Raw genomic sequence first — 26,042 nt, forward strand, 5'->3', positions numbered from 1 at the left:
ATGCCCGGTTCCACGGACGGCTCGACCAGGACGATGGGGGTGCTCACCGTCGGCGGACTCGTCGCGGTGACCGCCTATACGGTGGCGCTCGGCAGTAACGGCTGGCTGTGGTTCGGCTGGGTCGTGCTGGGGCTGATCACCCTCGGGATGGTGGCCACCCGCAGTACATGACGCACCGCCACATGATCCTCAGCCGCCGGTGAGGCGGCTCGCCGAGTGCACCCCCGGCTGGTACTTCGGCAGCCGGGCGGTGATTTTCATGCCCGCGCCGACGGCCGTCTCGATGACCAGGCCGTAGTCGTCTCCGTAGACCTGGCGGAGCCGGTCGTCGACGTTGGACAGCCCGATGCCGCCCGAGGGGCTGACCTCGCCCGCGAGGATGCGGCGCAGCAGGGCGGGGTCCATTCCCGCGCCGTCGTCCTCGATCACCACGAGGGCCTCGGCGCCGGCGTCCTGGGCGGTGATGCTGATGTGGCTTTTGTCGGTCTTGCCCTCCAGGCCGTGCTTGACGGCGTTCTCGACGAGCGGCTGGAGGCACAGGAAGGGCAGGGCGACCGGCAGCACCTCGGGGGCGATCTGCAGGGTGACGGAGAGCCGGTCGCCGAAGCGTGCCCGGACGAGTGCCAGGTAGTGGTCGATGGCGTGCAGTTCGTCGGCGAGGGTGGTGAAGTCGCCGTGTCTGCGGAACGAGTAGCGGGTGAAGTCGGCGAACTCCAGGAGCAGTTCGCGGGCGCGCTCGGGGTCGGTGCGGACGAACGAGGCGATCACCGCGAGCGAGTTGAAGATGAAGTGCGGGGAGATCTGGGCGCGCAGGGCCTTGATCTCGGCCTCGATGAGGCGGGTGCGGGACTGGTCGAGGTCGGCGAGTTCGAGTTGTACGGAGACCCAGCGGGCGACCTCTTGGGCCGCGCGGACGAGGACGGCGGACTCTCGGGGCGCGCAGGCGACGAGCGCGCCGTGGACGCGGTCGTCGACGGTGAGGGGGGCGACGACGGCCCAGTGGACCGGGCAGTCGGGGGCGTCGCACGTGAGCCGGAAGGCCTCGCCGCGGCCGGATTCCAGCGGGCCGGCGAGGCGTTCCATGATCTCGGTGCGGTGGTGGTCGCCGACGCCGTCCCAGACCAGGACCTGCTCCTGGTCGGTGAGGCACAGCGCGTCCGTGCCGAGCAGGGTGCGCAGCCGGCGGGCCGACTTGCGCGCGGTCTCCTCCGTGAGGCCGGCCCGGAGCGGCGGTGCGGCGAGGGAGGCGGTGTGCAGGGTCTGGAAGGTGGCGTGTTCGACGGGGGTACCGAGTCCGCCGAGGTTCTGGGGGCGTGCGGTGCGCCTGCCGAGCCAGAAGCCGGCGGCCAGGAGAGGCAGGATCGCCACGCACAGTCCGGCGATGAATCCGCTCATGCCTTCACCTCCTCGCGCAGTTCTTCCCGCAGTTCCTCCGGCAGATGGAAGCGCGCCAGGATCGCCGCCGTCCCCGCCGGTACCCGCCCCGCCGTCGCCAGCGACACCAGCACCATGGTGAGGAAGCCGAGCGGCACCGACCAGAGGGCCGGCCAGGCGAGCAGGGCGTGCAGCGGGCCGGTGCCCGGGAAGCCCGCCATGGTCGCGGCCACCGCCACGAAGGCGCTGCCGCCGCCCACCAGCATCCCGGCGGCCGCGCCCGGCGGGGTCAGCCGCCGCCACCAGATGCCGAGGACGAGCAGCGGGCAGAAGGACGAGGCCGACACCGCGAAGGCGAGCCCCACCGCGTCGGCGACCGGCAGCCCGCCGACCAGCATGCTCGCCGCGAGCGGTACGGCCATGGCGAGGACCGTGCCGAGTCTGAAGTGCCGTACACCGCGCGTGGGCAGGACGTCCTGGGTGAGGACGCCCGCCACGGCCATGGTCAGCCCCGAGGCCGTGGACAGAAACGCGGCGAAGGCCCCGCCCGCCACCAGTGCGCCGAGCAGGTCGCCGCCGAGGCCCCCGATCACCCGCCCTGGCAGCAGCAGGACGGCGGCGTCCGCGTCGCCGGTGATGGTGAGTTCGGGGGCGTAGAGCCGGCCGAGGGCGCCGTACACGGGCGGCAGCAGGTAGAAGCCGCCGATCAGGCCGAGGACGGCCACGGTGGTGCGGCGGGCGGCGACTCCGTGCGGGCTGGTGTAGAAGCGGACGACGACGTGCGGCAGGCCCATGGTGCCGAGGAAGGTGGCGAGGATCAGTCCGTACGTGGCGTAGAGCGGGCGTTCCTCACGGCTCGCGGCCAGGGAGGTCGACATGCCGCCGTTGCTGCCGCGGTCGGCGGCCGGGACCCGGTCGCCCTTGGCGAAGGTGAGCCGGGTGCCCTGTTCGATGCGGTGGGTGCCGGCGGGGAGCCGGAGCCGCTGGTCGTCGTGCGGGCGGCCGTCGACCGTGCCGCTCACCGTGACGGTCAGGGGCGCGTCCAGCTTGAGGTCGAGGCTCGCGTCGACGCGGACGATCCGCTGTTCGCGGAAGGTGGCCGGTTCCTCGAAGGCGCGGCGGGGGGCTCCGTCGCCCTGCCAGGCGAGCACCAGGAACAGGGCGGGGACGAGCAGGGCGGTGAGCTTGAGCCAGTACTGGAAGGCCTGCACGAAGGTGATGCTGCGCATGCCGCCGGCGGCGACGGTGGCGACCACGACGGCCGCGACGATCACTCCGCCGAGCCACTCGGGCGCACCGGTCAGCACGGTCAACGTCAGTCCAGCGCCCTGGAGTTGGGGCAGAAGGTACAGCCAGCCCACCCCCACGACGAAGGCGCCCGCGAGCCGCCGTACCGCCTGCGAGGCGAGCCGGGCCTCGGCGAAGTCGGGGAGAGTGTAGGCACCGGAGCGGCGCAGCGGGGCGGCGACGAACAGGAGCAGGACCAGGTAGCCGGCGGTGTAGCCGACCGGGTACCAGAGCATGTCCGGGCCTTGGACCAGGACCAGGCCGGCGATGCCGAGGAAGGAGGCGGCGGAGAGGTACTCGCCGCTGATGGCGGCCGCGTTGAGGCGGGGGCCGACGGTGCGGGAGGCGACGTAGAAGTCGGAGGTGGTGCGGGATATCCGCAGGCCGAAGGCGCCTACGAGGACGGTTGCCACCACGACGAGGGCGACGGCGGGGACGGCGTAGTTCGAGTTCATCGGTCTTCGGCTCGCCGGTTCAGCGGTCTTCGACGAGGCGCACGAAGTCCCGTTCGTTGCGTTCGGCGCGCCGCACGTACCAGCGAGCGAGCAGGACCATGGGGAGGTAGAGGCCGAAGCCGAGGACCGCCCATTCGAGGCGGCGGGCGTCGGGCAGCGCCGCGAAGAGCAGCGGCAGCGGGCCGATGAGCAGGCCGAGGAACGCGAACACGGCGAGGGCGGCGCGCAGTTGGGTGCGCATCAGGGAGCGGACGTAGGTGTGGCCGAGGGTGGTCTGTTCGTCGATCTCGGTGCGCGGGCGGTAGTAGCCGGAGGCCCGGCGGGTGCGCCGGGGCGGGCCGGTGACGACGACGCGGCGGTCGGCGGGGTCCTGGGGCACGTCATGGCCTCCTCATGAGCAGGTCCCGCAGCTCACGGGTGTGGCGGCGGCTGACCTGGAGTTCCTCGGAACCGACCATGACGCTGACCGTGCCCGCGTCCAGGCGGAGTTCGCCGACGTGGCGCAGGGCGACCAGGTGGCGGCGGTGGATGCGGACGAAGCCGCGGGAGCGCCAGCGCTCCTCCAGGGTGGACAGCGGGATCCGTACGAGGTGGCTGCCCTTGTCGGTGTGCAGCCGGGCGTAGTCGCCCTGCGCCTCGACGTGCGTGATGTCGTCGACGGAGACGAAGCGGGTCACGCCGCCGAGTTCGACGGGTATGTGGTCGGGGTCGGGTTCGTGCACGGGTATCCGGGGGGCCGAGTCGCTGCGTTCTGCGGCGCGGCGGACGGCTTCGGCGAGGCGTTCCTTGCGGACGGGCTTGAGCACGTAGTCGACGGCCTTCAGGTCGAAGGCCTGCACGGCGAAGTCCTCGTGGGCGGTGACGAACACGACGAGCGGCGGCTTGGCGAAGCCGGTGAGCAGCCGGGCGAGATCCAGCCCGTCGAGGCCGGGCATGTTGATGTCGAGGAAGACGACGTCGATCGCCTCGGGGCCGTCGGGCCCCGACTCCAGGGCGCGGTTGATTCGGCGCAGTGCCTCGGTCGCGTCACCGGCGCCCTCCGCGCTGCCGACGCGGGGATCGGTCTTGAGGAGGTAGAGCAGTTCCTCCAGCGAGGGGCGTTCGTCGTCGACAGCCAGGGCGCGCAGCATGAACCCGGAGTGTAGGAGTTATTCGTACGCCTGCACACGTGGAAGGGCGTCGCGGGGGCGGTCAGGACCTTTCCGCTGGATACAGTGCCCGCATGAACAGCAGGCCCGCGCCCTTCGACGAGCTCGACCGGAAGATCGTCACCGCGTTGATGGCGAACGCCAGGACCAGTTTCGCCGAGATCGGCGCGAGCGTCGGGCTGTCCTCGACGGCGGTCAAGCGGCGCGTGGACCGGATGCGGGACACGGGTGTGATCACCGGGTTCACGGCGACGGTGAAGCCGTCGGCGCTGGGCTGGCGTACGGAGGCGTACGTCGAGGTGTACTGCGAGGGCGCGGCCCCGCCGCGGCGGCTCGCGGAGGTGATGCGCAACCATCCGGAGATCACGGCGGCGATGACGGTGACCGGCGGCGCGGACGCGCTGCTGCATGTGCGGGCGCGGGACGTCGAGCACTTCGAGGAGGTGCTGGAGCGGATCCGCATCGAGCCGTTCATCCGGAAGACGATCAGTGTGATGGTGCTGTCCCATCTCATTCCGGAGAGCCCGGAGGCCGGGGCCAGCCAGCCCGCACCGGAGGAAGACACAACGCGCGCAACGGACGTGCGCTGAGCCGCTCAAAGACGCAGCATTCCTGCGCCAACACGCAATTCTGATTCCTTGTCGGCCGTCCGGGTCAGTTCCTACCTTGGTGTCACCCCTCAGTCTCGACACCGCAGGAAGCGGAGGAACCCCTCTGTGACCGATACCCGTGTGCCGCGCCGGCGGCGCTTCCTCGTCTGCGAACCCAGACACTTCGCCGTGCAGTACGCGATCAACCCCTGGATGCATCCCGACACCCGGGTCGACGTCGATCTGGCCCAGGAACAGTGGCAGGCACTGATCGACGCCTACCGCACCCACGGCCACGACATCGCCACCGTGGACCCGGTCCCCGGACTCCCGGACATGGTCTTCGCCGCGAACTCGGCGGTCGTCGTCGACGGCCGCGTCTTCGGCGCCCTCTTCCACGCCCCCGAGCGCCGTCCCGAATCCACGCACTACGACACGTGGTTCAAGGGGGCGGGCTACGACGTCCACCGCCCCGAGTCCGTCTGCGAGGGCGAGGGCGATCTGGTGTGGACCGGCCGGTACGTCCTGGCAGGCACCGGATTCCGTACGACCCGTGAGGCGCACCGCGAGGTGCAGGAGTTCTTCGGCCATCCGGTGATCAGCCTGACCCTGGTGGACCCGTACTTCTACCACCTCGACACGGCGTTGTTCGTCCTGGACGAGGACAACATCGTGTACTACCCGGAGGCGTTCTCGCCGGGCAGCCGCGAGGTGCTGGCCCGTCTGTACCCGGACGCCGTGCTCGCCACCCGGGACGACGCGATGGCCTTCGGCCTCAACTCCGTGTCCGACGGCCGGCACGTCTTCATCGCACCGCGGGCCGAGGCGCTCGCCTCCCGCCTCTGCGACCACGGCTATGTCCCCGTCGCCGTCGACCTCTCCGAGTTCCAGAAGGCCGGCGGCGGCATCAAGTGCTGCACCCAGGAGATCCGCTCATGACAGCTCCCACCCGTGTCCCTGTCCGCACGCGCACCTCCGCCGACCTGATCCGCGCCGAGGAGCCGGTCCTGGCGCACAACTACCACCCGCTGCCCGTGGTCGTCGCCCGTGCCGAGGGCACCTGGGTGGAGGACGTCGAGGGCCGCCGCTACCTCGACATGCTGGCCGGCTACTCGGCCCTCAACTTCGGCCACCGCCACCCGGCGCTGGTCGAGGCGGCCCACGCGCAGCTCGACCGTCTCACCCTGACCTCACGCGCCTTCCACAACGACCGGCTCGCCGAATTCGCCGAGCGGCTCGCGCAGTTGACGGGGCAGGACATGGTGCTGCCGATGAACACCGGCGCGGAGGCGGTCGAGAGCGGCATCAAGGTGGCGCGCAAGTGGGCGTACGACGTGAAGGGCGTCCCGGCCGACCGGGCGACGATCGTGGTCGCCGCGGACAACTTCCACGGCCGTACGACGACCATCGTGTCCTTCTCCACGGACGAGACGGCCCGGTCGGGCTTCGGCCCCTTCACACCCGGTTTCCGTGTCGTGCCGTACAACGACCTGGCCGCGCTGGAGGCGGCGGTCGACGAGACGACGGCGGCGGTGCTGATCGAGCCGATCCAGGGCGAGGCGGGGGTCGTCGTCCCCGACGAGGGCTATCTGACCGGCGTCCGCGAACTCACCCACCGCGAGGGCTGCCTCTTCATCGCCGACGAGATCCAGTCGGGGCTCGGCCGCACGGGCCGGACGCTCGCCGTCGACCACGAGGGGGTCGTCCCGGACGTACTCCTGCTGGGCAAGGCGCTCGGTGGCGGCATCGTGCCGGTGTCCGCGGTGGTCGGCCGCCGGGACGTCCTCGGAGTACTCCGGCCGGGCGAACACGGCTCGACGTTCGGCGGCAACCCGCTCGCCGCGGCGGTCGGCACGGCGGTCGTCGAACTGCTGGAAACGGGTGAATTCCAGCGCCGGGCGGCCGAGCTCGGCACAGTGCTCCGCGACGGCCTGGCCGACCTGGTCGGCAAGGGCGTCGTCGGGTTCCGCTCCCGCGGCCTCTGGGCGGGAGTCGACATCGACCCCGCCCTCGGCACCGGCCGTGAGATCAGCCAGGGCCTCCTTGGCGAGGGCGTCCTGGCCAAGGACACCCACGGCTCGACCATCCGCCTCGCGCCGCCGCTGACGATCACGGAGGCGGAGCTCGTCTCGGCGCTCGGGGCACTGGCGAGGGTGCTCGGACGGGGCTGAGCCCGCAGCTCGACGACCTCGGTTCTGATCCTGCCGCGCGGTGCGGTCCCGCCGTCGGGGGGCAAGATTGGGGCAAGAGGTGGTAGACCACTCTCAGCGACAGAGAGGTCGGCCGTGGGCACATTTGAGGAGCATGAGGTTGCCCGCCGTCGGTTCGACGTGGCGGATGCGGCGCCCCTGCTGCTCGACGCGGCGGGGGTGGTGACGAGCTGGAGCGCCGGCGCGCAGCGGCTGCTGGCGTACCCGGCCGCCGAGGCGGTGGGCAGGACCTTGGCCGACCTGGTGACCGAGGAGGACGCCGGGCGGGTGCCCGGTCTGGTCGAGCAGTGGGGCCGGGACGGCGGCTGGGCCGGGCTGCTGTCGGTGCGCCGCGCGGACGGGCGGCCGGTCAGGGTGATGGTACGGATCGCCGCCGCCGAGGAGACGCGGGGGCCCTCGCGGTGGCTGGCGCTGCTGTCGGAGATGGCCGGGGCCCCCGGCTGGGACATGCAGCGCACCGTGCTGGAGCAGATGGTCGACCGGTCCCCCATCGGTATCGCCATCGTCGACACCGACCTGCGGTACGTCTGGTCGAACGCCGCCCTGGCACAGTTCGGCGGCGGCCCGCCCGTGCGCCGGCTCGGGCTGCGGCTGGCGGACATACAGCCGGGTCTGGACTCCGCTGCCATCGAGGCGCAGATGCGGCACGTGCTGGCGACCGGGGAGCCGGTCATCGGGTACGAGCACGTCGGCAGCGTGCGCTCCGCGCCGCACCGGGAGACCGCGCACGTGCTGTCGTTCACCCGGCTCGACGACGAGCGGGGTCACCCGATGGGCGTGTACTACACCGTCGTCGACATCACCGCGCACCACCGCGCCCGGCAGCGGCTGGCCCTCCTGGACCGGGCCGGCGCGTACATCGGCCGCAGCCTTGACATCGTCCGGACCGCGCAGGAGCTGGCCGACGTGGCCGTACCGGCGCTCGCCGACCTGGTCGTCGTGGACCTGCTGGAGTCGGTGCTGCGGGGAGCGGAACCGGCGTCCGGGCCGCTGGACGGGACGGATCCGGTACGGCTGCGGCGGGCGGGGCGGACCTCAGACCAAGAGGGCGACGACGGTGCCGCCCACACCGACGCCCGCTCCACCTCCGACGCCCTCGGCATCGGCGCCCCCGCCGTCTACCCGCCCGGCTCACCGCCGATCCGCTGCCTCGCCACCGGCCGGTCCTGGCGCGAGGAGCGGCTCGACCCGCTCGCCCGGGAGTGGGGCGCCGGCACCCCCGGCAGCCAGGGCGCCACGTCCTGGGACCTCGCGCCGCACAGCGCGATGGTCGTGCCGGTCCGGGCCCGGGGGGTCACCCTCGGCGTGACCACGTTCTTCCGGCGGCACCGTCAGGAGCCCTTCGACGAGGACGACCTGAGTCTGGCCGAGGATCTGGTCTCGCGGGCGGCGGTGTGTGTGGACAACGCCCGGCGCTACACCCGCGAGCGGGACGCGGCGCTGGCGCTGCAGCGCAATCTGCTCCCGCACCGGCTGCCCGACCAGGACGCCGTTGAGGTGGCCGCCTGTTACCGCCCGGCGAACGAGCTGACGGGCCTGGGCGGCGACTGGTACGACCTGATCCCGCTCTCCGGCGCACGGGTGGCCCTCGTCGTGGGCGAGGTGCCCGGGCACGGCATCGACGCCGCGGCGGCCATGGGGCGGCTGCGGACCGCCGTACGCACGCTCGCGGCGCTGGATCTGCCGCCGCACGAGGTCCTGGCCCACCTCGACGACCTGGTCGGGCGCACGGCGCAGGAGGAGAGCGCGGCACCGGAGAGCGGGGCGGCGGAGGACGACAGCACCCAGGCCGTGGGCTCGGGGTGTCTGTACGTCGTCCACGACCCGGTCGACGGACGGTGTTCGATGGCCGCCGCCGGGCATCCCGCACCCGCGGTCGTCCGGCCCGACGGGACCATCACCTTCGTGGAGCTGCCCCAGGGGCCGCCGCTGGGGGCGGGCGGACCGCCGTTCGAGTCGGTCGAGATGATCCTGCCGGAGGGCAGCACGCTCGCGCTGTACACCGACGGTCTGCTGGCCTGCGGCGAGGAGTGGTCCGAGGACGCGAACCGGGATCGGCTGCGGAAGGCCCTGGCGCGGTCGGCTCCCTCGCTCGACCTGCGCTGCCGTGCCGTCGTGGACACCCTGGCCCCGGCCCGTCCCCGCGACGACGTGGCCCTGCTGATGGCGCGTACCAGGCGCCTCGACGCCGACCGGGTCGCGTCCTGGGTACTGCCCGCCGACCCGGCCGTGGTCGCCGACGCCCGCAAGACGGCCGGCCGCCGGCTGTCGGACTGGGGCCTGGACGAGCTGGCCTTCATCACGGAGCTCGTGGTGAGCGAGCTCGTCACCAACGCCATCCGGCACGCCTCCGGCCCCATCCGGCTCCGGCTCATCAAGGACCGGACGCTGATCTGCGAGGTGTTCGACGGCGGCGCCACCGCGCCCCACCTGCGCCATCCCCGCACCACCGACGAGGGCGGGCGCGGACTGCTGCTGGTCTCCCAGTTCACCCAGCGCTGGGGCACCCGTTTCCTGCCGGAGGGCAAGGTCATCTGGGCCGAGCAGTCGCTGACGGATGCGCCGCTGTGACGTAGGACCGCAGATGGCGTAGGACCACATATGGCGTAGGGCCGCGCATATCGTGGGAAACTGGGGTGATCCCGGTGGTGAGAGCGGGAGCCATGGACGATTCGGCGATCGACTACGCGGCGGTGTTCCAGGCCCTGCCCGGAATGGTCGCCCTGCTCACGCCCGGCCTGGTCTTCGCGGACATCAACGAGGAGTTCCTGCGCACGGCCGGCCGCAAGCGCGATCAGGTGATCGGGCGGCACATGTTCGACGTCTTCCCGGACAACCCCAACGACCCCACGGCGACGGGCATGCGGAATCTGCAGGCCTCGCTCCAGCGCGTGCTGGCCACGGGCGAGCGTGACGCGATGGCCCTGCAGCGGTACGACGTCGAGGATCCCGAGCGGCCCGGGCACTGGCAGGAGCGGTACTGGAGCCCCTGCAACGCGCCGGTGCTCGGCCCGGGCGGGGAGGTGGTGCTGCTGGTGCACCGGGTCGAGGAGGTCACCGAGCTGATCCGGGCCCGCGGCGGGCGGAGCACCGGCCGGGCACAGGTGCTGGAGGCCGAGCTGTACACCCGCGGCCGCGAGCTGCAGGAGCTCAACGAACGGCTGCGCCGGGCCCACGCCCGCGAGCGCGAGGTGGCCCTGGCCCTGCAGGAGGCGATGCTGCCCGCCCGTCGGCAGGGGGGCAACCACCGGGCGGCGGTCCGCTACCGGCCCGCGGTCGGCGCGCTGAACGTGTGCGGCGACTGGTACGACCTGGTCGACCTGGTGGGCGGCCACCGCCTCGGTGTGTCGGTGGGCGACGTGGTCGGCCACGGGCTGGCCGCGGCCGGTGTCATGGGCCAGCTGCGCAGCGCGCTCAGCGCCACCTCGCGGGTCGCGGACGGCCCGGCCCAGGCGCTGGACGTCCTCGGCCGGTACGCCCATGTGGTCGACGGCGCCGAATCGGCCACCGCGGTCACCACGTTCATCGACTTCGACCGGCACACGATCACCTACAGCAGCGCCGGCCACCCGCCGCCCGTCCTGGTCCACGCCGACGGCCGGGTGGAGTTCCTCGACCGGGCCACCGATCCCCCGCTGGACGCCCGCCCCGACCCGCTCCCGAGGCCCCAGGCCGGCACCACCTTCACCGGCGGCGCCACCCTCGCCCTGTACACCGACGGCCTGGTCGAGCGGCGCCACGAGGACATCGACACCGGTCTGGCCCGCCTGGCGGACTCCCTGCGCCGCCACCGGGCCGCCGACCCCGAGACCCTCGCCGACGCCGTCCTGCTGGAGCTGCTGCCACCCGGCGGCGCCACGGACGACACGGCCCTGATCATCGTGCGACTGTGAGAAGGGCGGTGGGTGTGGCCGCGGGTGCCCCCGTCCGGTTCCGGCAACCGCGGCCTGCGCCTACACTGGCACCCCCACGACGTGCCGGTTGACCTGCTTTAACGCGGCGGTTGAGCCGACCGCCGGAGTGAGGAGCGACCCCCCTTGTTCTACTACCTGCTCAAATACGTGTTCCTGGGGCCGTTGCTGAGACTGGTCTTCCGCCCTCGAATAGAAGGCCTGGAGCACGTTCCGGCATCGGGTGCGGCCATCGTCGCGGGCAATCACCTCTCTTTCTCGGACCACTTCCTGATGCCCGCGGTCCTGAAGCGGCGCATCACCTTCCTCGCGAAGGCCGAGTACTTCACGGGACCCGGCATCCGGGGCCGGCTGGTCGCGACCTTCTTCCGCAGCGCCGGACAGATCCCCGTGGACCGCTCCGGCAAGGAGGCGGGCCAGGCCGCGATCCGCGAGGGGCTCGGCGTCCTGAGCAAGGACGAACTGCTCGGCATCTACCCGGAGGGCACCCGCTCCCACGACGGCCGGCTCTACAAGGGCAAGGTCGGCGTCGCGGTGATGGCGCTCAAAGCCCAAGTGCCCGTCATCCCCTGCGCGATGATCGGCACCTTCGAGGCCCAGCCGCCCGGCAAGCTCGTCCCCAACATCCACCCCGTGGTGATCCGCTTCGGCAAGCCTCTCGACTTCTCCCGGTACGCCGGCATGGAGAACGAGAAGGCGATCCTGCGCGCCATCACCGACGAGATCATGTACGCGATCCTGACGCTGTCCGAGCAGGAGTACGTCGACCAGTACGCGGCGGTCGCCAAGGCGGAGGAGGCCGCGGCGCGCTCGGAGAAGGAGAAGGAGAAGGAGCGCAGGTTCCCGCGGCTGCCGCTGAGTTGACCTCTGCTGTCGGCAGAGCGCCTGGCGGGCGCGGCGGTCCCGGTCGTACGGTCGCCGCATGAGACGTGCTGTGGTGGTCGGAGCGACGGGACAGATCGGACGGGCCGCCGTGGGCGTGCTGGCCCGGGACGGCTGGGAGGTGACAGCCGTCTCGCGCGGGGCGCGCGGGACGAGGGCTGGCCCGACGACGTGCGGGCGGTCCGCGCGGACCGGGAGGACGACGCGGCCCTGGCCGCGGCGGTCGGCGACGGCTGTGACGTCCTGGTCGACATGGTGGCCTACGGGCCGGAGCACGCACGGCAGTTGACCTCGCTGGGTGATCGCGTGGGCGCGGCCGTGGTGGTCTCCAGCGTGTCGGTGTACGAGGACGACAAGGGCCGGGGCTTCGACACCCAGCAGGAGCCGGGCGGCTTCCCCGAGTACCCGGTGCCGATCACGGAGGACCAGCGGACCGTCCGGCCGGGAGACACCTCGTACAGCACCCGCAAGGCGGGGCTGGAGCGCGAACTCCTCACGGCGGGCGGGCGGTTGCCGACCACGCTGCTGCGTGCCGGTGCGATCCACGGGCCGCACTGCCGGACCCCGCGCGAGCTGTACTTCGTCAAGCGCAACCTGGACGGCCGGCCCCGGCGCGTCCTGGCCTACGGAGGCACGAGCCGGTTCCATCCGGCGAGCGTCCACACCATCGCCGAGCTGATCCGGCTGGCCGCCGCACGGCCGGGCACGCGGGTCCTCAACGCCGTGGACCCGGACGCTCCGACGGTCGCGGAGATCGCGCGGGCGATCGACGCCGTCATGGGTGTCGAGAGCGAGAACGTCCTCGTGGAGGGGCCGCCCCCGGCGCCCACGGTGGGTGACACGCCGTGGTCGGTGCCGCTGCCCGTGGTGTGCGACATGTCCGCGGCGGAACGGGAGTTGGGCTACCGCCCGGTCGTGCGGTACGCCGAGACGCTGCCGGACACGGTCGCGTGGATCGAGGGGCGGCTCGCGGGGCGGGACTGGCGGGAGGCGTACCCGAAGATGCTCGAGTCGTACGGCGACCTCTTCGACTACGCGGCGGAGGACGCGTTTCTCGACACGCTCGACACGGTCGACGCGCTCGACGCGTGAAAGGGGGGCGGCGTCGGTGACGGCCGCCCCCCTTCAGGACGTACTGGTTACGGCTTCGGCGTCGCGTGCGGTGCGCACGTCACGTCGGCGGCGTCCAGCTTGCCGGTGAGCAGGTAGGCGTCCACCCGCTCGTTGATGCACGGGTTGACCAGGCTGGTCACGCCATGGGAGCCCGCGCCCTTCTCGGTGATCAGGCGGGAGCCCTTGAAGCGCTTGTGCAGTTCGACGGCGCCGCCGTACGGGGTGGCGGCGTCACGCTCCGCCTGCACGATCAGCACGCCCGGCAGCCCCTTGCCGGTCTTCACGTCCACCGGGGTCTGCTGCTTGACCGGCCAGGTCGCACACGGCAGGTTCATCCAGGCGTTGGACCAGGTCAGGAACGGGTAGTCCTGGTGCAGCCGCGTGTTGTCCCGGTCCCACTTCTTCCAGCTGGTGGGCCACTTGGCGTCGGTGCACTCGACGGCCGTGTAGACGGCGTTGCCGTTCTCCGCGGTGATGTTGCCCGCGGTGTCAGTCAGGTCGGGGGCGGCCGCGTCGACGAGCGCCTGGGTGTCTCCGGCGAAGTACTTGCTGAAGACGGTGGCGACCGGAATCCACGAGGAGTCGTAGTACGGGGCACCCGTGAAGTAGCCGAGCAGCTCGGCCGGTCCGACGACCCCGCCGATGGGGCTCTTCTTGGCCGCTGCCCGCAACTCCAGCCACTTCGCCTGGACTTCGGCGCGGCTGTCACCGAGGTGGAAGACGGCGTCGTTGGCGGCGACCCAGTCCTGCCAGTCCTTCCAGCGGCCCTCGAAGGCGACGTCCTGGTCGAGGTTGGCCTCGTACCAGATCTTCTCCCGCGAGGGGTTGACGACGCTGTCGACGACCATGCGCCGGACATGGCCCGGGAACAGGGTGCCGTAGACCGCGCCGAGGTAGGTGCCGTAGGAGACGCCGAGGAAGTTGAGCTTCTTCTCGCCCAGGGCGGCACGGATGACGTCCAGGTCGCGCGCGGTGTTCGGCGTGGTCATGTGCGGCAGCATTTCGCCGCTGCGCTCGTAGCAGCCCTCGGCGTACTCGCGGGCCAGCTTGCGCTGGGCCAGCTTGTCGGCCTCGGAGTCCGGCACCGGGTCCATCTTGGGTGCCTTGACGAACTCCTGCGGGTCGGCACAGGAGATGGGCGCCGAGTGGCCCACGCCGCGCGGGTCGAAGCCCACGAAGTCGTACGCCTTGGCCGTGTTGGCCCAGACGGGCGCCTTGGTGGTGACCCGGCGCGGGAAGCGCAGGCCGGAGCCGCCCGGCCCGCCCGGGTTGTAGACGAGGGCGCCCAGGCGCTCCTCCTTCGTGCCCGTGTTGCCGATCCTGTCGACGGCGAGCTTGATCTGCTTGCCGTACGGCTTGGCGTAATCGAGCGGCACGGTGACATAGCCGCACTGGATCGGCTTCTCCAGGCCCCAGTCGGCCGGACAGTCCTGCCAGTCGATCCCGGTCTTCTCGGCCTTGGCGGCGGCGATCGCGGCGCCGCGGGCCTCGCGGTCCTGGCCGTGGCGGGTGTCCGCGCTCGCGGTGGGCGCCGCGACGGCCCCGGCTATCAGGGTCGCCGTGACGAGCACTCCGGCGGAACCGAACGCGGCCGTCCGCCTCGTCGCTCTCTTGTCCCTCAAGTGGGGCCTCCCCGTACGTCGTTGTGATCGGTACGGAGATCCTCTCGGCTGTGAGCTCCCTGAGGACAGGGGTTGTTGACCTTCTTTGCCAATCCGATAACCGGACTGAGACGTTCGCTTGGCGGTCCGCGCCGCCGTTTTCAACCGAGGGTCGTCAGCGCCTCGTCGAGTATCCGCCGAAGCTTCAGCGCGTTTGGCGCCACGGCGGTCACCAGCGCGGTCGGCCCCGCGAGCGGCATGATCGCGGCCCCCTCCCCCAGCACCCGGGCCGTCACCGGTTGGTCCGCGAACTCCGGCCGTACGATGACGACTTGGCCCACGGCCCGATGCCCCGCGAGCACGGCGGGTCCGTCCCAGCCGCCCGGCGCCCCGGGACCGCAGGACAGCTCCTGGTCGAGCACGGTACGCCCCGCGATCCGTACGACCAGCCGGCTGCCGAGCCGGCCCGGTTCCTCACCGGCGCGTCCGAGCACCTGCTCCTCGCGCAGGACGAGCCGGGCCGTGGCACCGAGGTCGGCACGGGTCGTGACGTACAGGTCGCTGCCGTGCGCGGAGATCAACTGCTCGGGCAGCCAGCGCAGTTCGCCGCCGTCGGCGACGGTGAGCCGGACGTCGTAGCGGGACTCGCCCTTGGCCTGGCCCGGCAGTGCGATGGTGGCGGCGGCCGACCCGACGCGCAGCCGGGCCCCGGTCTCCACCCCGGCCTCCACGGTGAAGTGGTCCCCGCCGAGCGGGCCGCTCATCGCGCCGACGAGCATGACGTGTGCCTCGCTGCCGCTTCCCCGGGTCCGCCGCAGGGCCAGCGGCCCGTCGCCCTCGAGGACGGGCAGGGACGTTCCGCCGCGGCCGTCGTCCCGCGCGAGCATCCGCGCGGTGGCCCGCACCCCGGTCCCGGCCGCGGTCATGCCGTCCACGCGGCGAGCTGCGCCCGCACCCAGGAGGCGACGTCCCGCACGCCGGGCTCGGTCCTGAGCGACTGGAAGACGACCGGCAGTTGGGCCCGCTGCGCCTTGGCGTCGGCGGCCATCCGCGCCAGGTCGGAGCCGACGTACGGGGCGAGGTCGGTCTTGTTGACGACGAGCAGGTCGGCGGTGGTGACGCCCGGGCCGCCCTTGCGCGGGATGTCGTCCCCGCCGGCCACGTCGATCACGAAGATCTGTGCGTCGACGAGCCCTCTGGAGAAGGTGGCGGTCAGGTTGTCGCCGCCGGACTCGACGAGGATGAGATCCAGCGGGCCGACCTCGTCCTCCAGGTCCTCCACCGCTTCGAGATTGGCGGAGATGTCGTCCCGGATCGCGGTGTGCGGACAGGCGCCGGTCTCCACGGCGGTGATCCGCTCGGGCGGCAGCACGGCCTCCCGCAGCAGGAACTCGGCGTCCTCGCGCGTGTAGATGTCATTGGTGACGACAGCGAGGGACAACTCGTCACGCAAGGCCCGGCACAGCGCGGCGACGGTGGCCGTCTTCCCGGACCCGACAGGCCCACCGAGCCCGATCCGCAGGGCCCGGTGCGAGCCGTCGGGACGATGAGCGTCGGCACTGACGGCGGCGGGGCCGTCGAGGGAGTGGTCGAGATGCATGGGGGCGGCTCCTTTTGCGCGAGGTCGGCTGTATTCAGCCCGTCTGGGGTACCCCCCTCCGGGGGAGTTTGAGGACGAGGCCCGTTCAGGGCCGACGGGCGTCCGGGGGCGAAGCCCCCTGGCGGGGTCGAAGGGGCGGAGCCCCTGGTGATGGGACGGGTAGGGGCGGCGGGGGCGAACAACCTCCTACGACGCGAAGAGCCGTACGGGCCAGGCGGCATGCACCTCGGCGGAGATCTCCAACAACGGAGCGGAAGCCGCGGGCAAGGCATCGACCCCCTCGTCGACAACCATCCGCGCCGCCTCCACCGCCTGATCCGCGACGCGATCCAGCTCCGGCGCCAGCCGAGCCAGCGCCCCGGTCGCATCGAAGGGATCCAGACTCAACAACCGCACCGTGGCCGACGCCGGCCCACTGACACTCTCGTACGCCGCACAGTAGGCGGCGTCAAGCGCCCCCAGCCCCGCCGCCCGAGCCGCCAGGCCCAGCACGACCGGCTGATGCGCCCCCTTGGGAAACTCCCGCGCCAGGGCGTCGAGTTCCTCGGACGGCCAGGTCGCCCGCGCGGCCCGCATCAGCTGGCGGCCCAGCTTCCGCGCGGCGACCCGCAGTGCGGGCGACGGCGTCCGCGCATCGGCCGCCGCGTCCAACTCCGCGGGATCGACACCGAGTACGGCCGCCGCGGCCAGCGCCGCGGAGACCCGCCCGGTCGTGTGCAGCCGCCCCCGGCAGAAGGACTCAAGGCTCGCGCCCCCGGTGACACGCCCGGCCTTGACGGCCGCCTCGGCGCCGCCGGAGTGCGCGTGCCCTCCGGCGGGGAAGCGGCCGTCGGCGAGAACAAGAAGTGCTGCTCGTGACATCGGATCCGCGCCGTCAGAAGAGGAAGTAGCGCTGGGCCATGGGCAGTTCGGCGGCCGGAGTCGCCTCGACGAGCTCGCCGTCGATGTGCACGGCGAAGCTGTCGGGATCGACCTGGACGCGGGGCCGCGCGTCGTTCTCCCGCATGTCGGCCTTGGTGACGCCACGCGTCGACTCGATGGCGACGAAGCGCTTCCCCAACTGCAGCCGCTCCGGCAGCCCGTCCTCGATGGCGAGCGGCGCCACGAAGTTGAAGGAGTTCGAGGCCGGCGCCCGCCCGATCGCACCGAACATCGGGCGCGGCAGGATCGGCTGCGGTGTCGGGATGGAGGCGTTGGCGTCGCCCATCTGCGCGTACGCGATCTGGCCGCCCTTGACGACGAGGTGCGGCTTGACCCCGAAGAACGCGGGCTCCCACAGCACGAGGTCGGCGAGCTTGCCGGTCTCGACCGAGCCGACCTGGTGGGCGAGGCCCTGAGCGACGGCCGGGTTGATCGTGTACTTGGCGACATAGCGACGTACCCGGTGGTTGTCGGCGCGTCCGTCGCCCGGCAGCACGCCCCGCCGCCGCTTCATCACGTGGGCCGTCTGCCAGGTGCGCATGATGACCTCGCCGACCCGGCCCATGGCCTGCGCGTCGGAGGAGATGATCGAGATGGCGCCCAGGTCGTGGAGGATGTCCTCCGCGCCGATGGTGGAGGGCCGGATCCGGGACTCGGCGAAGGCGAGGTCCTCCGGGACGGCGGGGTTGAGGTGGTGGCAGACCATCAGCATGTCGAGGTGTTCCTCGGCGGTGTTGACGGTGTACGGCCGCGTCGGGTTCGTCGAACTGGGCAGCACGTGCGGCTCGGAGACCACGGTCATGATGTCCGGCGCGTGCCCGCCGCCCGCACCCTCGGTGTGGTAGGCGTGGATGCCGCGTCCGGCGATCGCGGCGAGGGTGTCGCCGACGAACCCCGCCTCGTTCAGCGTGTCCGTGTGGATGGCGACCTGGATGCCGGTGCGGTCGGCGACGGTCAGCGAGGCGTCGATGACGGCCGGGGTCGAACCCCAGTCCTCGTGCAGCTTGAGGCCGAGGGCGCCGCCGCGGATCTGGGACAGCATCGCCTCGTGGGAGACGGTGTTGCCCTTGCCGAGGAAGCCGATGTTGAGCGGGTACTGCTCCATCGCCTCCAGCATCCGGGCCAGGTGCCAGGGGCCGGGCGTCACGGTCGTCGCCTTCGAGCCCTCCGCCGGACCGGTGCCGCCGCCGACCAGGGTGGTGACGCCGGCGGACAGCGCCTCGTCGGCGATCTGCGGGCAGATGAAGTGGACGTGCGCGTCGACGGCGCCGGCGGTCAGGATCCGCCCGTTGCCGGCGATGATCTCGGTCTCGGGGCCGATCACCAGGTCGGGGTGGACGCCGTCCATGGTGTCGGGGTTGCCGGCCTTGCCGATGCCGGTGATCCGGCCGTCGCGGATGCCGACGTCGGCCTTGACGATCCCCCAGTGGTCGATGATCACAGCGCCGGTGATGACCGTGTCCGGGGTGCCGTCTGCGCGCGTAGCACGCGACTGGCCCATGGACTCGCGGATGACCTTGCCGCCGCCGAAGACGGCCTCGTCACCGGCGAGGCCGGGACCGCCGGAACGATCCTCCTCGATCTCGACGAGCAGGTCGGTGTCGGCGAGCCGGATGCGGTCGCCGGTGGTGGGGCCGAACAGGTCGGCGTACGCGGCACGCGAGATCTCAGGCATCGAGGGCACCTCCGGTCTCCCCGCGCAGCCCGGGCACCACACGGGCGCCGGCGAGCGGGACGAGTTCGACGTCGACGGGGATCCCGGGTTCGAAGCGCACGGCGGTGCCGGCGGCGATGTTGAGCCGCTTGCCGCGTGCGGCGCCGCGGTCGAATTCCAGACCGGGGTTGGCCTCGGCGAAGTGGTAGTGGGAGCCGACCTGGACGGGCCGGTCGGCGGCGTTGAGGACGGTCAGCGCGGTGACCTCGCGCCCCTCGTTGTAGACGATCGGGCCTGAAGCGAACAGGAACTCTCCGGGAATCATGGCGGCTCCTGCCCGTCAGACGATCGGGTCGTGGACGGTGACGAGCTTGGTGCCGTCCGGGAAGGTCGCCTCGACCTGGACGTCGTGGATCATCTCGGGGATGCCCTCCATGACGTCGTCCCTGGTGAGCAGCTTGCGTCCGGAGGCCATGAGCTCGGCGACCGTACGGCCGTCACGCGCGCCCTCGAGGATGTGCGACGTGATGAGCGCGACCGCCTCGGGGTGGTTGAGCTTCAGCCCGCGGGCCCGGCGCTTCTCGGCCACGTCGGCCGCCACATGGATCAGCAGCCTCTCTTGCTCGTGCGGGGTCAGTTGCACGTCCCACCTCACAGTCCTCGCTCCGGACCGTGCGGGGTCCGGCTGCCGCAGCCCCCGGGCAACGTCCCTGGTGGCGTGGATCGGCAGGCTAGTTGGACCGGGTTTCAAGCAAGTTAACCGAGCTGTGATCCGTTCAGCCCACTTTCTTGATCCGTTCAGGCCTCTTTGTGGGGTGCCGACATGCTCATCAACGCGCGTAGTCCGTTCTGGAGAACCTCGACCGGGGCCGGCCCCAGCAGCGACTGCTGCGCGACGAACCCCTGGACGGTCGCGATCATGGTGCGCACGACATGCTCCGCGGGCAGGTCCGCCCGCATCATCCCGGCGTCCTGGTACGCCTCGACGACCCGCGTCCAGGCCTCACCGACAGCGGCATAGCCGTTCCGCAGGGTGGCGGCCAGCTCCGGGTTGCGCAGCGTCTCCGCCCACACCTGGACGATCAGCCGCGGGAAGGCCGGTTCGCCGTCGACGGTCAGCGACGCCCTCGTGGCGAGCGTCCGGCCCAGTACAGCGCCGACGAGGACGTCGGGCGGCGGAGGCGGACTCTGCTTCACCGCCCCCTCGAAGGCGTCCCGGACCGACCCGAGCACCTCGCCGACGATCGCGGCGATCAGCTCCTCCTTGCCACTGAAGTAGCGGTACACCGCTCCGGCCGAGAGATCGACCTCCTTCAGCACGTCCTGCATGGACGTGGCGTGGAAGCCGTTGCGGGCGAAGCAGAGCGCGGCGCCGTCGAGGATCTGGCGGCGACGGGCGTCGAGGTGCTCCTGGGATACACGGGCCATGGCCCCAACCTAAAACGAACGTTCCTTCTTGACAAGAAGGACGTCACGACGGGACGGTGGGAACAACCTAAAACGAACGATCCTTCTTTTTACCGCAGGCTTTTGGCGCAGCCCTCTCTTCGGCCTCCGCCGTCGACGAGAGAAGCGCCCCGACCCGAGGAGCACAACCCCATGTCCACCCCCTCCGCCACCCAGGCCGAGCCCCGGCCCCTGCCGCACGGCCGCCGCATGGTCGCCGTGGCGGTCCTGGTCCCGCTGCTCGCGGCACTCGCCCTGTGGGCCTTCGCCTGGCCCGCGGCCCGCACCGCACCTCGGGACCTGCCGCTCGGCGTCGCCGGGCCGGCCGCCGCGACGGCCCAGATGGAGAAACAACTCGCACAGCACGAAGGCGCGTTCGAGATCCACCGCTACGCCGACGAGGCCGCCGCCCGGGACGCCGTCGAGGACCGGACCGTATACGGCGCGGTCGTGGTCACCCCCCAGGGCACCGAGCTGCTGACCGCCTCCGCGGCGAGCCCGTTCGTCGCCCAGTTGCTCCAGCAGACGGTGGCCGAGCAGGCCGCCGCCTCGGGTGCGCAGGTCAGGACGGTCGACGTGGTGGCCGCCCCCGAGGCGGACCCGCGGGGCTCGGCACTGAACGCGAGCGTGCTGCCGCTCGCCCTGGCCGGCATCGCGGCAGGCGCTGCGGTGACCCTGCTCGGACTGCGTGGCTTGCGTGCCGTCGGCGCACTCGTCGGCGCCGCGGCCCTGGTCGGCGTGGTGGCCGCCGCCCTCGCACACAGCTGGCTGGGCGTCCTCGCAGGCGACTGGTGGGCGGAGGCGGGATCGTTCGCCCTGTCCACGCTGGCCGTCGGGGCGACGGTGGCCGGGCTGGCCGCCCTTCTGGGACAGGCCGGCGTCGGGGTGGCCGCGGGCGTCGTGATGCTGTTCGGCAACCCGTTCTCCGGGGCGGCCACCGCGCCGCAGATGCTGCCCGAGCCGTTCGGGACGATCGGCCAGTGGCTGCCGCCGGGCGCGGGGACGAGCCTGCTGCGCTCGGTGTCCTTCTTCGACGGCGCGGCGGCGACCGGGCCCGCCCTGACGCTCGCCTGGTGGGCCGCGCTGGGTCTGGGCGCCGTACTGCTGGGAAGCGCGCTCACGGCGCGTACGAAGCGCGCCGAGCCCGCGCCCGAGCGGGAGCCCGTGGCCGTCGGCTGACCGGCCGACCACACCGGCCCGACCGTGCACCCCCGCTGTAGCGGACGGGGGTGCACGGTCTCGTCGTCCCTAGGACGGGCCGTGCCCCCGGTGGTGCGCCGCGATGCCGAAGCGCTGCTGTTCGCGGGGAGCGGACGCGACCTCGCGGACGCTGGAGACCGCGCTGATCACCTGCTCCTCCGCGGGCTCCTGGAACTCCTCCAGCCGTTCGAGGTCGGCGGCGGAAACCAGGGCGACGAGGGGTTTGCCGTGCCGCGTCACGACCACCCGCTCACCGCCGTACACCACCCGGTTGATCAGGTCGGCGAGTTCAGCTCTGGCTTGCGTCACCGGAATCTCGTAGGCCATACCCCCATCATAACGTCACGTACATCCTGTACATTTTTTACAGACGCCGAAGGAGGGGCACCCATGACCCGACCATCCGCCCGCTACGTGCTGCCCGAGTTCACCGAGCGCACGAGCTACGGGCACAAGTCGATGGATCCGTACTCGAAGCTCCTGGAAGAGCGGATCGTCTTCCTCGGGACGCAGATCGACGACACCTCGGCGAACGACGTGATGGCCCAGTTCATGTACCTGGAGTACCAGGACCCGGACCGGGACATCTCGCTGTACATCAACTCCCCCGGGGGCTCGTTCAGCGCGATGTCCGCGATCTACGACACGATGCAGTACGTCCGTTGTGACGTGGAGACGACGTGTCTGGGGCAGGCCGGTTCGTCCGCCGCGGTGCTGCTGGCGGCGGGCACTCCGGGCAAGCGGAACCTGCTGCCGGGTGCGCGCGTGGTGATCCACCAGCCCGCCGTGTACGAGCCGGTGCAGGGGCAGGCCAGCGATCTGGCCATCCAGGCCGACGAGTTGCTCCGCGTGCGCTCCCGCCTGGAGGAACTGCTCGTCAAGCACACCCACCGCAGCCCGGAACAGGTGAACGCCGACATCGAGCGCGAGAAGATCCTGGACGCGCCGGGAGCGCTGGAGTACGGCCTCGCGGACCGGATCATCCCCAGCCGTAGGACGACGATCGCCCCGCCCACCGGGAGGTGAGCGGCCGGTGCTCCCACCCGAACTGCCGCCCCTGCCGGCCCTGACACGCGCCGAGGGCGAACTGATCGACCGTTACCTCGACGTGGTCGACCTGCTCGGCCGGATCAACCCGGCCCACCACGGCGACACGTACCGCGGGCTGCGGGCCGCGCAGGCACTGGTCACCAAGGCGGCCGAGCTGCGGGACGCGTTGGCCCTGATGCACCGTCGGGGCGAGACCGAGCTGCACGCCGACACGCTGGCGCGTGCGCTGCGCGTGCTGGACGGGGAGCGCCGCGCGGCTCGCGTCACACTGCCGCCGCTCTCCGACAGTTGACGCACCCACAGCCGGTCCGGCCTTCCGTCCTCCTGACGGAGCGTCCGGACCGGCGCCGAAACGGACCAAATGGCGTACCGCCTTTTGGAGTAGTCGCGCGTCCTTTTACGGGCCCGTCACAGTTGCGCAACACGCATGACCTCAGGGCGGAATGAGGCGTTCCGGTGCTGGTCCGGGCGTCCACGGATCCCTGGACACCCCTTCGAACACTGGGGTGTCCACCCGAACGGGTGAGTGGTGAGTAACAACACAAACCATCGGTTCCGTTGGGATTTTCGGACATCCGTGAGCCAAGATCCCTGTCTGACGACAAGACCCCGCCACAGCGGCGGGGCGATCCGGGCGGACGCCGAGTCCTGCCGCTGCCCGGATGACAGGTCGACAGAAGTGGATCGGCAGGAGTGGAGGACCCAAGCACGACGGGTCGCCGGAACGGTCACGCCATGACCGCGCCGAGCTGCCCTTGGGGTGAAGCCGCAGCAGCGGCCGGGCAACTTCGCCAGCCCGAATCCGACAGGTCATCCTTCACAGGCGGCTGACGAAGGGTTGCGCATGACTGCGCTCAATCGTGTCCCGTCGCTCATGGTCCGAGCCGGTACGGCCTCGGCCCTCACCATCGCCGCGATGGGCGGCTCCGTCGTGGTCCCGGGTGTCGCGTCCGACGCCGCGGCCGCCACGCCGGCGACGAAGGCACTTCAGATCGCCGCGTCCAAGAAGGGTTCCCCGTACAAGTACGGTGCCACCGGACCACGTCGCTTCGACTGCTCCGGGCTCACGCTGTACTCGTTCAAGAAGGCGGGCAAGAAGCTCCCCCGCACGGCGGCCCAGCAGTACAACAAGACGCGCCACATCTCCTCCGGGAGCCGCAAGGCCGGAGACCTGGTGTTCTTCCACTCGGGGTCGAACGTGTACCACGTCGGCATCTATGCCGGGAAGGGGAAGATCTGGCACGCCCCGAAGACCGGGGACGTGGTGCGACTGCAGAAGCTCTGGACGAAGAGCGTCTGGTACGGCCGGGTCAAGTGACCCACCCTCGGGGGGGCGGCGGCGACCTGACCCGCCGTCGCCCCCTCCGGGGCTCTCAGGGGCTCCCCAGGGACGCTCCGGGGCTCTCAGGACGCGTGACACGGGCTGAGATGGTTACTCGTCCGTCCATGGCCGACCACAGTCCCTGCACCGCACGCAACGAGACCCCGCTGGAGCGCGCCGACCGCAACTTCGGCGAACTGCTCCAGGAACTGCGCGTCACGCAGACCGGGGTGCAGATCCTCTTCGCCTTCCTGCTGACGCTGGCCTTCACGCCGCGCTTCCCGTCGCTCGACACGGTCCAGCGCACCACGTACGTCGTCACGCTCCTGCTGGCGGTCCTCGCGGCGGCACTGTTCACCGCGCCCGCCGCCCTGCACCGCTCGCTCTTCCAGAAGGGCGCCAAGCCCCGCATAGTCCAGGTCTCCTCGCGGCTCGCCACCCTCGGCATGGGGGTGCTGGTGCTCGCGTTCACCGGGTCGGTGCTGCTCGTGGTGGACGTGACGACCGGCCGGGCCGGCGGGCTGGCCGCGGGCGGGGCGACCCTGTTCGTGTGTCTGTGCCTGTGGTGGCTGCTGCCGCGTCTGGTGAGCCGGGCCGTACGGGCGGACACGCCCCGGACGGCCGTCAGGCCGCCCACACCGGTGCGAGGAGGAGTGCCGCACCGAGAACTGTCGGCGCGCCGCCGATGACCCCCTGGCGCCGGCAGCGCCCCCATCCCGGGTCCGGCCCGCCGGTGTGAGGGTTACGGCTCCTGCTGGCCGGCCGCCGGTACCGGTTCGGCCGGTACGGTCCACGGCACTTCGATCGACACGGTCTTGCCGCCCTCGCGGGTGGGCCGGACTCTCAGCTTGCCGCCGCACTCGGCGGTCAGCCAGCGGATGATCACCATGCCGCGGCCGTTGTCCTGCTGGACGGCGGCCGGCAGTCGTTTCGGGAAGCGCGGGTGGCTGTCGGTGACACCGATGCGCAGGTGTTCGTCACGGTCGAGCACGATGTCCACCGTGAAGGTGGGTGACTGCCCGAAGGTGTGCTGTACGGCGTTGGTGGCGAGTTCGGAGACGATGAGGCGGATGGTGTCGGCCGCTTCCGTCTCCGCGGGCAGACCCCACTCGGCCAGGGTGGTGAGCACGTAGGAGCGGGCCGCGGAGACCGAAGCGGGAGCGCTCGGCAGAGTGACGGATGATTCCAGGTGGTCTGCCATGACGACGTCGTCCCTTTCCCGCGGGACCGGAGTCCGACGCGAAGGCGGAGGTTCGAGTACGGTCCCGGACTGGTGCTTCGTCGCCAGGGTGCCATCACCTGGGCGGTCAGGGGTGGCGATCCACCAAGATATGCATATATCTGTCGCTCGAAGCGGTGAACTCTGCGACGGCAGAGCGTATTTGGGTGCCTCGGTTGGAGTAAGGAGTAGCCCCATGCAGCACGGTCCCGCGGTGCGCCGCCGGAAGCTGGGCGCCGAACTGCGTGCGCTGCGCACCGGTGCGGAGCTCAAGAGTGGTGAGGCGGCCCGGCTCGTGGGGTGGCACCAGTCCAAGGTGAGCCGGATCGAGACCGGCGCGAGCGGTGTGAAACCGGCCGATGTTCGGTTACTCCTCGACGCCTACGGGGTGCACGACTCCCAACTACGGGAGTTGCTGCTGATGTTGGCGGGATCCGACGAGGGCGGCGGCCGCCACCACTGGTGGCACGCGTACCGCGGGGTGCTGCCGCCGACCTACCGGGACTTCATCAGCCTGGAGTCGCAGGCGAGCGCGATGCGCACCCTGGAGACCTCTGTGGTGCCCGGGCTTCTACAGACCCCCGAGTACGCCCGGGCGGTGACGAAGGCGGCGGTGGACGGGCTGGACGAGGAGAAGCTGGACGCCCTGGTCGAGGTGCGCCTGGCCCGGCAGGACGTGCTGCGTTCGCATCCGCCGCTGGAGCTGAGAGCCGTCCTGGACGAGGCCGTGCTCCGGCGGGAGGTGGGCGGCCCCGACATCATGGCGCGGCAGCTGGCACGGCTGGTGGAAGCGGCGCGGCTGCCCCAAGTGCGGTTGCTGGTACTGCCGTTCGCGGCCGGCGCGCACATCGGCGTCACCGGCCCTTTCGTTATTTTCTCATTTTCGCGCACATCTGATCTGGATGTGGTTGTTCTCGACCACTTGACGAGTAGCCTCTATCTCGAGCGGAAAGAAGACCTCCAGGCCTACACCGAGGCCTTCAACGCCCTTCAGTTCCACGCCCTTTCGCCCGAGGACTCGTTGGACTACATCGCCGCTATAGGTGACGGCGCGTAAGGA

Annotated in this window: 27 protein-coding genes, 1 pseudogene and 1 riboswitch; of the genes and pseudogenes, 14 read left to right on the forward strand and 14 right to left on the reverse strand. The window is 71.5% G+C overall.

Features of this window, described 5'->3' with window-relative positions; all coding sequences use genetic code 11:
- Complete coding sequence (locus QFZ76_RS08700) at positions 1-171, forward strand: membrane protein (protein WP_030041537.1); 171 nt, start codon at positions 1-3, stop codon at positions 169-171.
- Between the two features lie 18 nt (positions 172-189).
- On the opposite strand, the gene QFZ76_RS08705 is transcribed toward QFZ76_RS08700, so the two are convergent.
- From QFZ76_RS08705 to QFZ76_RS08720, 4 genes are read right to left on the reverse strand one after another with little or no spacing between them, the layout of a single operon-like run.
- Positions 190-1,395, reverse strand: a complete 1,206-nt coding sequence (locus QFZ76_RS08705; protein ID WP_307673173.1) for a sensor histidine kinase — start codon at positions 1,393-1,395, stop codon at positions 190-192.
- Positions 1,392-3,116 (reverse strand): cation acetate symporter, encoded by a 1,725-nt coding sequence (locus QFZ76_RS08710; RefSeq protein WP_307673174.1) that lies wholly within the window; start codon positions 3,114-3,116, stop codon positions 1,392-1,394. The genes QFZ76_RS08705 and QFZ76_RS08710 overlap by 4 nt, the downstream gene beginning before the upstream one ends.
- Before the next feature lie 19 nt (positions 3,117-3,135).
- Entirely contained in the window at positions 3,136-3,495 is a 360-nt protein-coding gene (locus tag QFZ76_RS08715; protein ID WP_307673175.1) for a hypothetical protein, read from the reverse strand.
- 1 nt (position 3,496) lies between these two features.
- On the reverse strand, positions 3,497-4,246 hold the full coding sequence (locus tag QFZ76_RS08720; protein WP_307673176.1) for a LytTR family DNA-binding domain-containing protein: 750 nt from the start codon (positions 4,244-4,246) through the stop codon (positions 3,497-3,499).
- 92 nt (positions 4,247-4,338) lie between these two features.
- Here QFZ76_RS08720 and QFZ76_RS08725 point away from each other — a divergent pair, with 92 nt between their 5' ends.
- The 7 genes and pseudogenes from QFZ76_RS08725 to QFZ76_RS08755 all read left to right on the forward strand — a co-directional run bounded on the left by QFZ76_RS08725 (position 4,339) and on the right by QFZ76_RS08755 (position 12,949).
- On the forward strand, positions 4,339-4,854 hold the full coding sequence (locus tag QFZ76_RS08725; RefSeq protein ID WP_307673177.1) for an Lrp/AsnC family transcriptional regulator: 516 nt from the start codon (positions 4,339-4,341) through the stop codon (positions 4,852-4,854).
- 126 nt (positions 4,855-4,980) lie between these two features.
- Positions 4,981-5,793 carry a dimethylargininase gene (gene ddaH, locus QFZ76_RS08730; RefSeq protein ID WP_307673178.1) on the forward strand — a complete coding sequence of 271 codons (813 nt, stop codon included), beginning with the start codon at positions 4,981-4,983 and terminating at the stop codon, positions 5,791-5,793.
- On the forward strand, positions 5,790-7,025 hold the full coding sequence (gene rocD / locus QFZ76_RS08735; RefSeq protein ID WP_307673179.1) for an ornithine--oxo-acid transaminase: 1,236 nt from the start codon (positions 5,790-5,792) through the stop codon (positions 7,023-7,025). Before ddaH ends, rocD begins: the two co-directional genes overlap by 4 nt.
- 114 nt (positions 7,026-7,139) lie before the next feature.
- A complete protein-coding gene (locus tag QFZ76_RS08740; protein ID WP_307673180.1) occupies positions 7,140-9,635 on the forward strand; it encodes a SpoIIE family protein phosphatase in 2,496 nt (831 codons plus the stop codon).
- A gap of 92 nt (positions 9,636-9,727) precedes the next feature.
- Positions 9,728-10,957 carry a PP2C family protein-serine/threonine phosphatase gene (locus QFZ76_RS08745; RefSeq protein WP_307673181.1) on the forward strand — a complete coding sequence of 410 codons (1,230 nt, stop codon included), beginning with the start codon at positions 9,728-9,730 and terminating at the stop codon, positions 10,955-10,957.
- 144 nt (positions 10,958-11,101) lie between these two features.
- Positions 11,102-11,839 (forward strand): 1-acyl-sn-glycerol-3-phosphate acyltransferase, encoded by a 738-nt coding sequence (locus tag QFZ76_RS08750; RefSeq protein WP_307673182.1) that lies wholly within the window; start codon positions 11,102-11,104, stop codon positions 11,837-11,839.
- A gap of 70 nt (positions 11,840-11,909) precedes the next feature.
- Positions 11,910-12,949 (forward strand): annotated as a pseudogene (locus tag QFZ76_RS08755) (NAD-dependent epimerase/dehydratase family protein).
- Between the two features lie 47 nt (positions 12,950-12,996).
- On the opposite strand, the gene QFZ76_RS08760 reads toward QFZ76_RS08755, so the two are convergent.
- The 8 genes from QFZ76_RS08760 to QFZ76_RS08795 all read right to left on the reverse strand — a co-directional run bounded on the left by QFZ76_RS08760 (position 12,997) and on the right by QFZ76_RS08795 (position 20,174).
- Entirely contained in the window at positions 12,997-14,592 is a 1,596-nt protein-coding gene (locus QFZ76_RS08760) for an alpha/beta hydrolase (RefSeq protein ID WP_307673183.1), read from the reverse strand.
- A gap of 140 nt (positions 14,593-14,732) precedes the next feature.
- Positions 14,733-15,497, reverse strand: coding sequence for an urease accessory protein UreD (locus QFZ76_RS08765; protein ID WP_307673184.1), 765 nt, complete (start codon positions 15,495-15,497; stop codon positions 14,733-14,735).
- Positions 15,494-16,171, reverse strand: coding sequence for an urease accessory protein UreG (ureG, locus tag QFZ76_RS08770; RefSeq protein ID WP_307673185.1), 678 nt, complete (start codon positions 16,169-16,171; stop codon positions 15,494-15,496). The genes QFZ76_RS08765 and ureG overlap by 4 nt, the downstream gene beginning before the upstream one ends.
- Before the next feature lie 186 nt (positions 16,172-16,357).
- Complete coding sequence (locus QFZ76_RS08775) at positions 16,358-17,032, reverse strand: urease accessory protein UreF (protein ID WP_307673186.1); 675 nt, start codon at positions 17,030-17,032, stop codon at positions 16,358-16,360.
- Positions 17,033-17,045: 13 nt separating this feature from the next.
- On the reverse strand, positions 17,046-18,767 hold the full coding sequence (locus tag QFZ76_RS08780; RefSeq protein WP_307673187.1) for an urease subunit alpha: 1,722 nt from the start codon (positions 18,765-18,767) through the stop codon (positions 17,046-17,048).
- Positions 18,760-19,071: an urease subunit beta gene (locus QFZ76_RS08785; RefSeq protein WP_307673188.1), complete on the reverse strand. Its 312-nt coding sequence runs from the start codon at positions 19,069-19,071 to the stop codon at positions 18,760-18,762. The genes QFZ76_RS08780 and QFZ76_RS08785 overlap by 8 nt, the downstream gene beginning before the upstream one ends.
- A gap of 15 nt (positions 19,072-19,086) precedes the next feature.
- A complete protein-coding gene (locus QFZ76_RS08790; RefSeq protein WP_010355509.1) occupies positions 19,087-19,389 on the reverse strand; it encodes an urease subunit gamma in 303 nt (100 codons plus the stop codon).
- A gap of 155 nt (positions 19,390-19,544) precedes the next feature.
- Positions 19,545-20,174, reverse strand: coding sequence for a TetR/AcrR family transcriptional regulator (locus QFZ76_RS08795; RefSeq protein ID WP_307673189.1), 630 nt, complete (start codon positions 20,172-20,174; stop codon positions 19,545-19,547).
- A 171-nt stretch (positions 20,175-20,345) separates the two neighbouring features.
- Between QFZ76_RS08795 and QFZ76_RS08800 the strand changes: the two genes are divergently transcribed.
- Positions 20,346-21,371 (forward strand): ABC transporter permease, encoded by a 1,026-nt coding sequence (locus tag QFZ76_RS08800; RefSeq protein ID WP_307673190.1) that lies wholly within the window; start codon positions 20,346-20,348, stop codon positions 21,369-21,371.
- Between the two features lie 69 nt (positions 21,372-21,440).
- On the opposite strand, the gene QFZ76_RS08805 is transcribed toward QFZ76_RS08800, so the two are convergent.
- Positions 21,441-21,719 carry a type II toxin-antitoxin system Phd/YefM family antitoxin gene (locus tag QFZ76_RS08805; RefSeq protein WP_307673191.1) on the reverse strand — a complete coding sequence of 93 codons (279 nt, stop codon included), beginning with the start codon at positions 21,717-21,719 and terminating at the stop codon, positions 21,441-21,443.
- A 63-nt stretch (positions 21,720-21,782) separates the two neighbouring features.
- On the opposite strand from QFZ76_RS08805, the gene QFZ76_RS08810 reads away from it, so the two are divergent.
- The 4 genes from QFZ76_RS08810 (at position 21,783) to QFZ76_RS08825 (ending at position 24,452) form a co-directional block, all read left to right on the forward strand.
- On the forward strand, positions 21,783-22,418 hold the full coding sequence (locus QFZ76_RS08810; protein WP_307673192.1) for an ATP-dependent Clp protease proteolytic subunit: 636 nt from the start codon (positions 21,783-21,785) through the stop codon (positions 22,416-22,418).
- A 7-nt stretch (positions 22,419-22,425) separates the two neighbouring features.
- Positions 22,426-22,734 carry a hypothetical protein gene (locus QFZ76_RS08815; protein WP_307673193.1) on the forward strand — a complete coding sequence of 103 codons (309 nt, stop codon included), beginning with the start codon at positions 22,426-22,428 and terminating at the stop codon, positions 22,732-22,734.
- Positions 22,735-23,081: 347 nt separating this feature from the next.
- A riboswitch (cyclic di-AMP (ydaO/yuaA leader) is annotated at positions 23,082-23,283 on the forward strand.
- Between the two features lie 3 nt (positions 23,284-23,286).
- Entirely contained in the window at positions 23,287-23,760 is a 474-nt protein-coding gene (locus QFZ76_RS08820; protein WP_307673194.1) for a C40 family peptidase, read from the forward strand.
- Positions 23,761-23,888: 128 nt separating this feature from the next.
- Complete coding sequence (locus QFZ76_RS08825; protein WP_307673195.1) at positions 23,889-24,452, forward strand: DUF6328 family protein; 564 nt, start codon at positions 23,889-23,891, stop codon at positions 24,450-24,452.
- A gap of 53 nt (positions 24,453-24,505) precedes the next feature.
- Here the strand turns inward: QFZ76_RS08825 and QFZ76_RS08830 are convergent, their stop codons facing one another.
- The gene (locus QFZ76_RS08830) at positions 24,506-24,964 is read right to left on the reverse strand and encodes an ATP-binding protein (protein WP_307673196.1); all 459 of its coding nucleotides are present in this window, start codon (positions 24,962-24,964) and stop codon (positions 24,506-24,508) included.
- A 214-nt stretch (positions 24,965-25,178) separates the two neighbouring features.
- Between QFZ76_RS08830 and QFZ76_RS08835 the strand changes: the two genes are divergently transcribed.
- Positions 25,179-26,039 (forward strand): helix-turn-helix transcriptional regulator, encoded by an 861-nt coding sequence (locus tag QFZ76_RS08835; protein WP_307673197.1) that lies wholly within the window; start codon positions 25,179-25,181, stop codon positions 26,037-26,039.
- The last annotated feature ends 3 nt before the right edge of the window (positions 26,040-26,042 follow it).

The sequence above is a fragment of the Streptomyces sp. V4I2 genome, assembly GCF_030817655.1.
Lineage (GTDB): Bacteria > Actinomycetota > Actinomycetes > Streptomycetales > Streptomycetaceae > Streptomyces > Streptomyces plumbiresistens.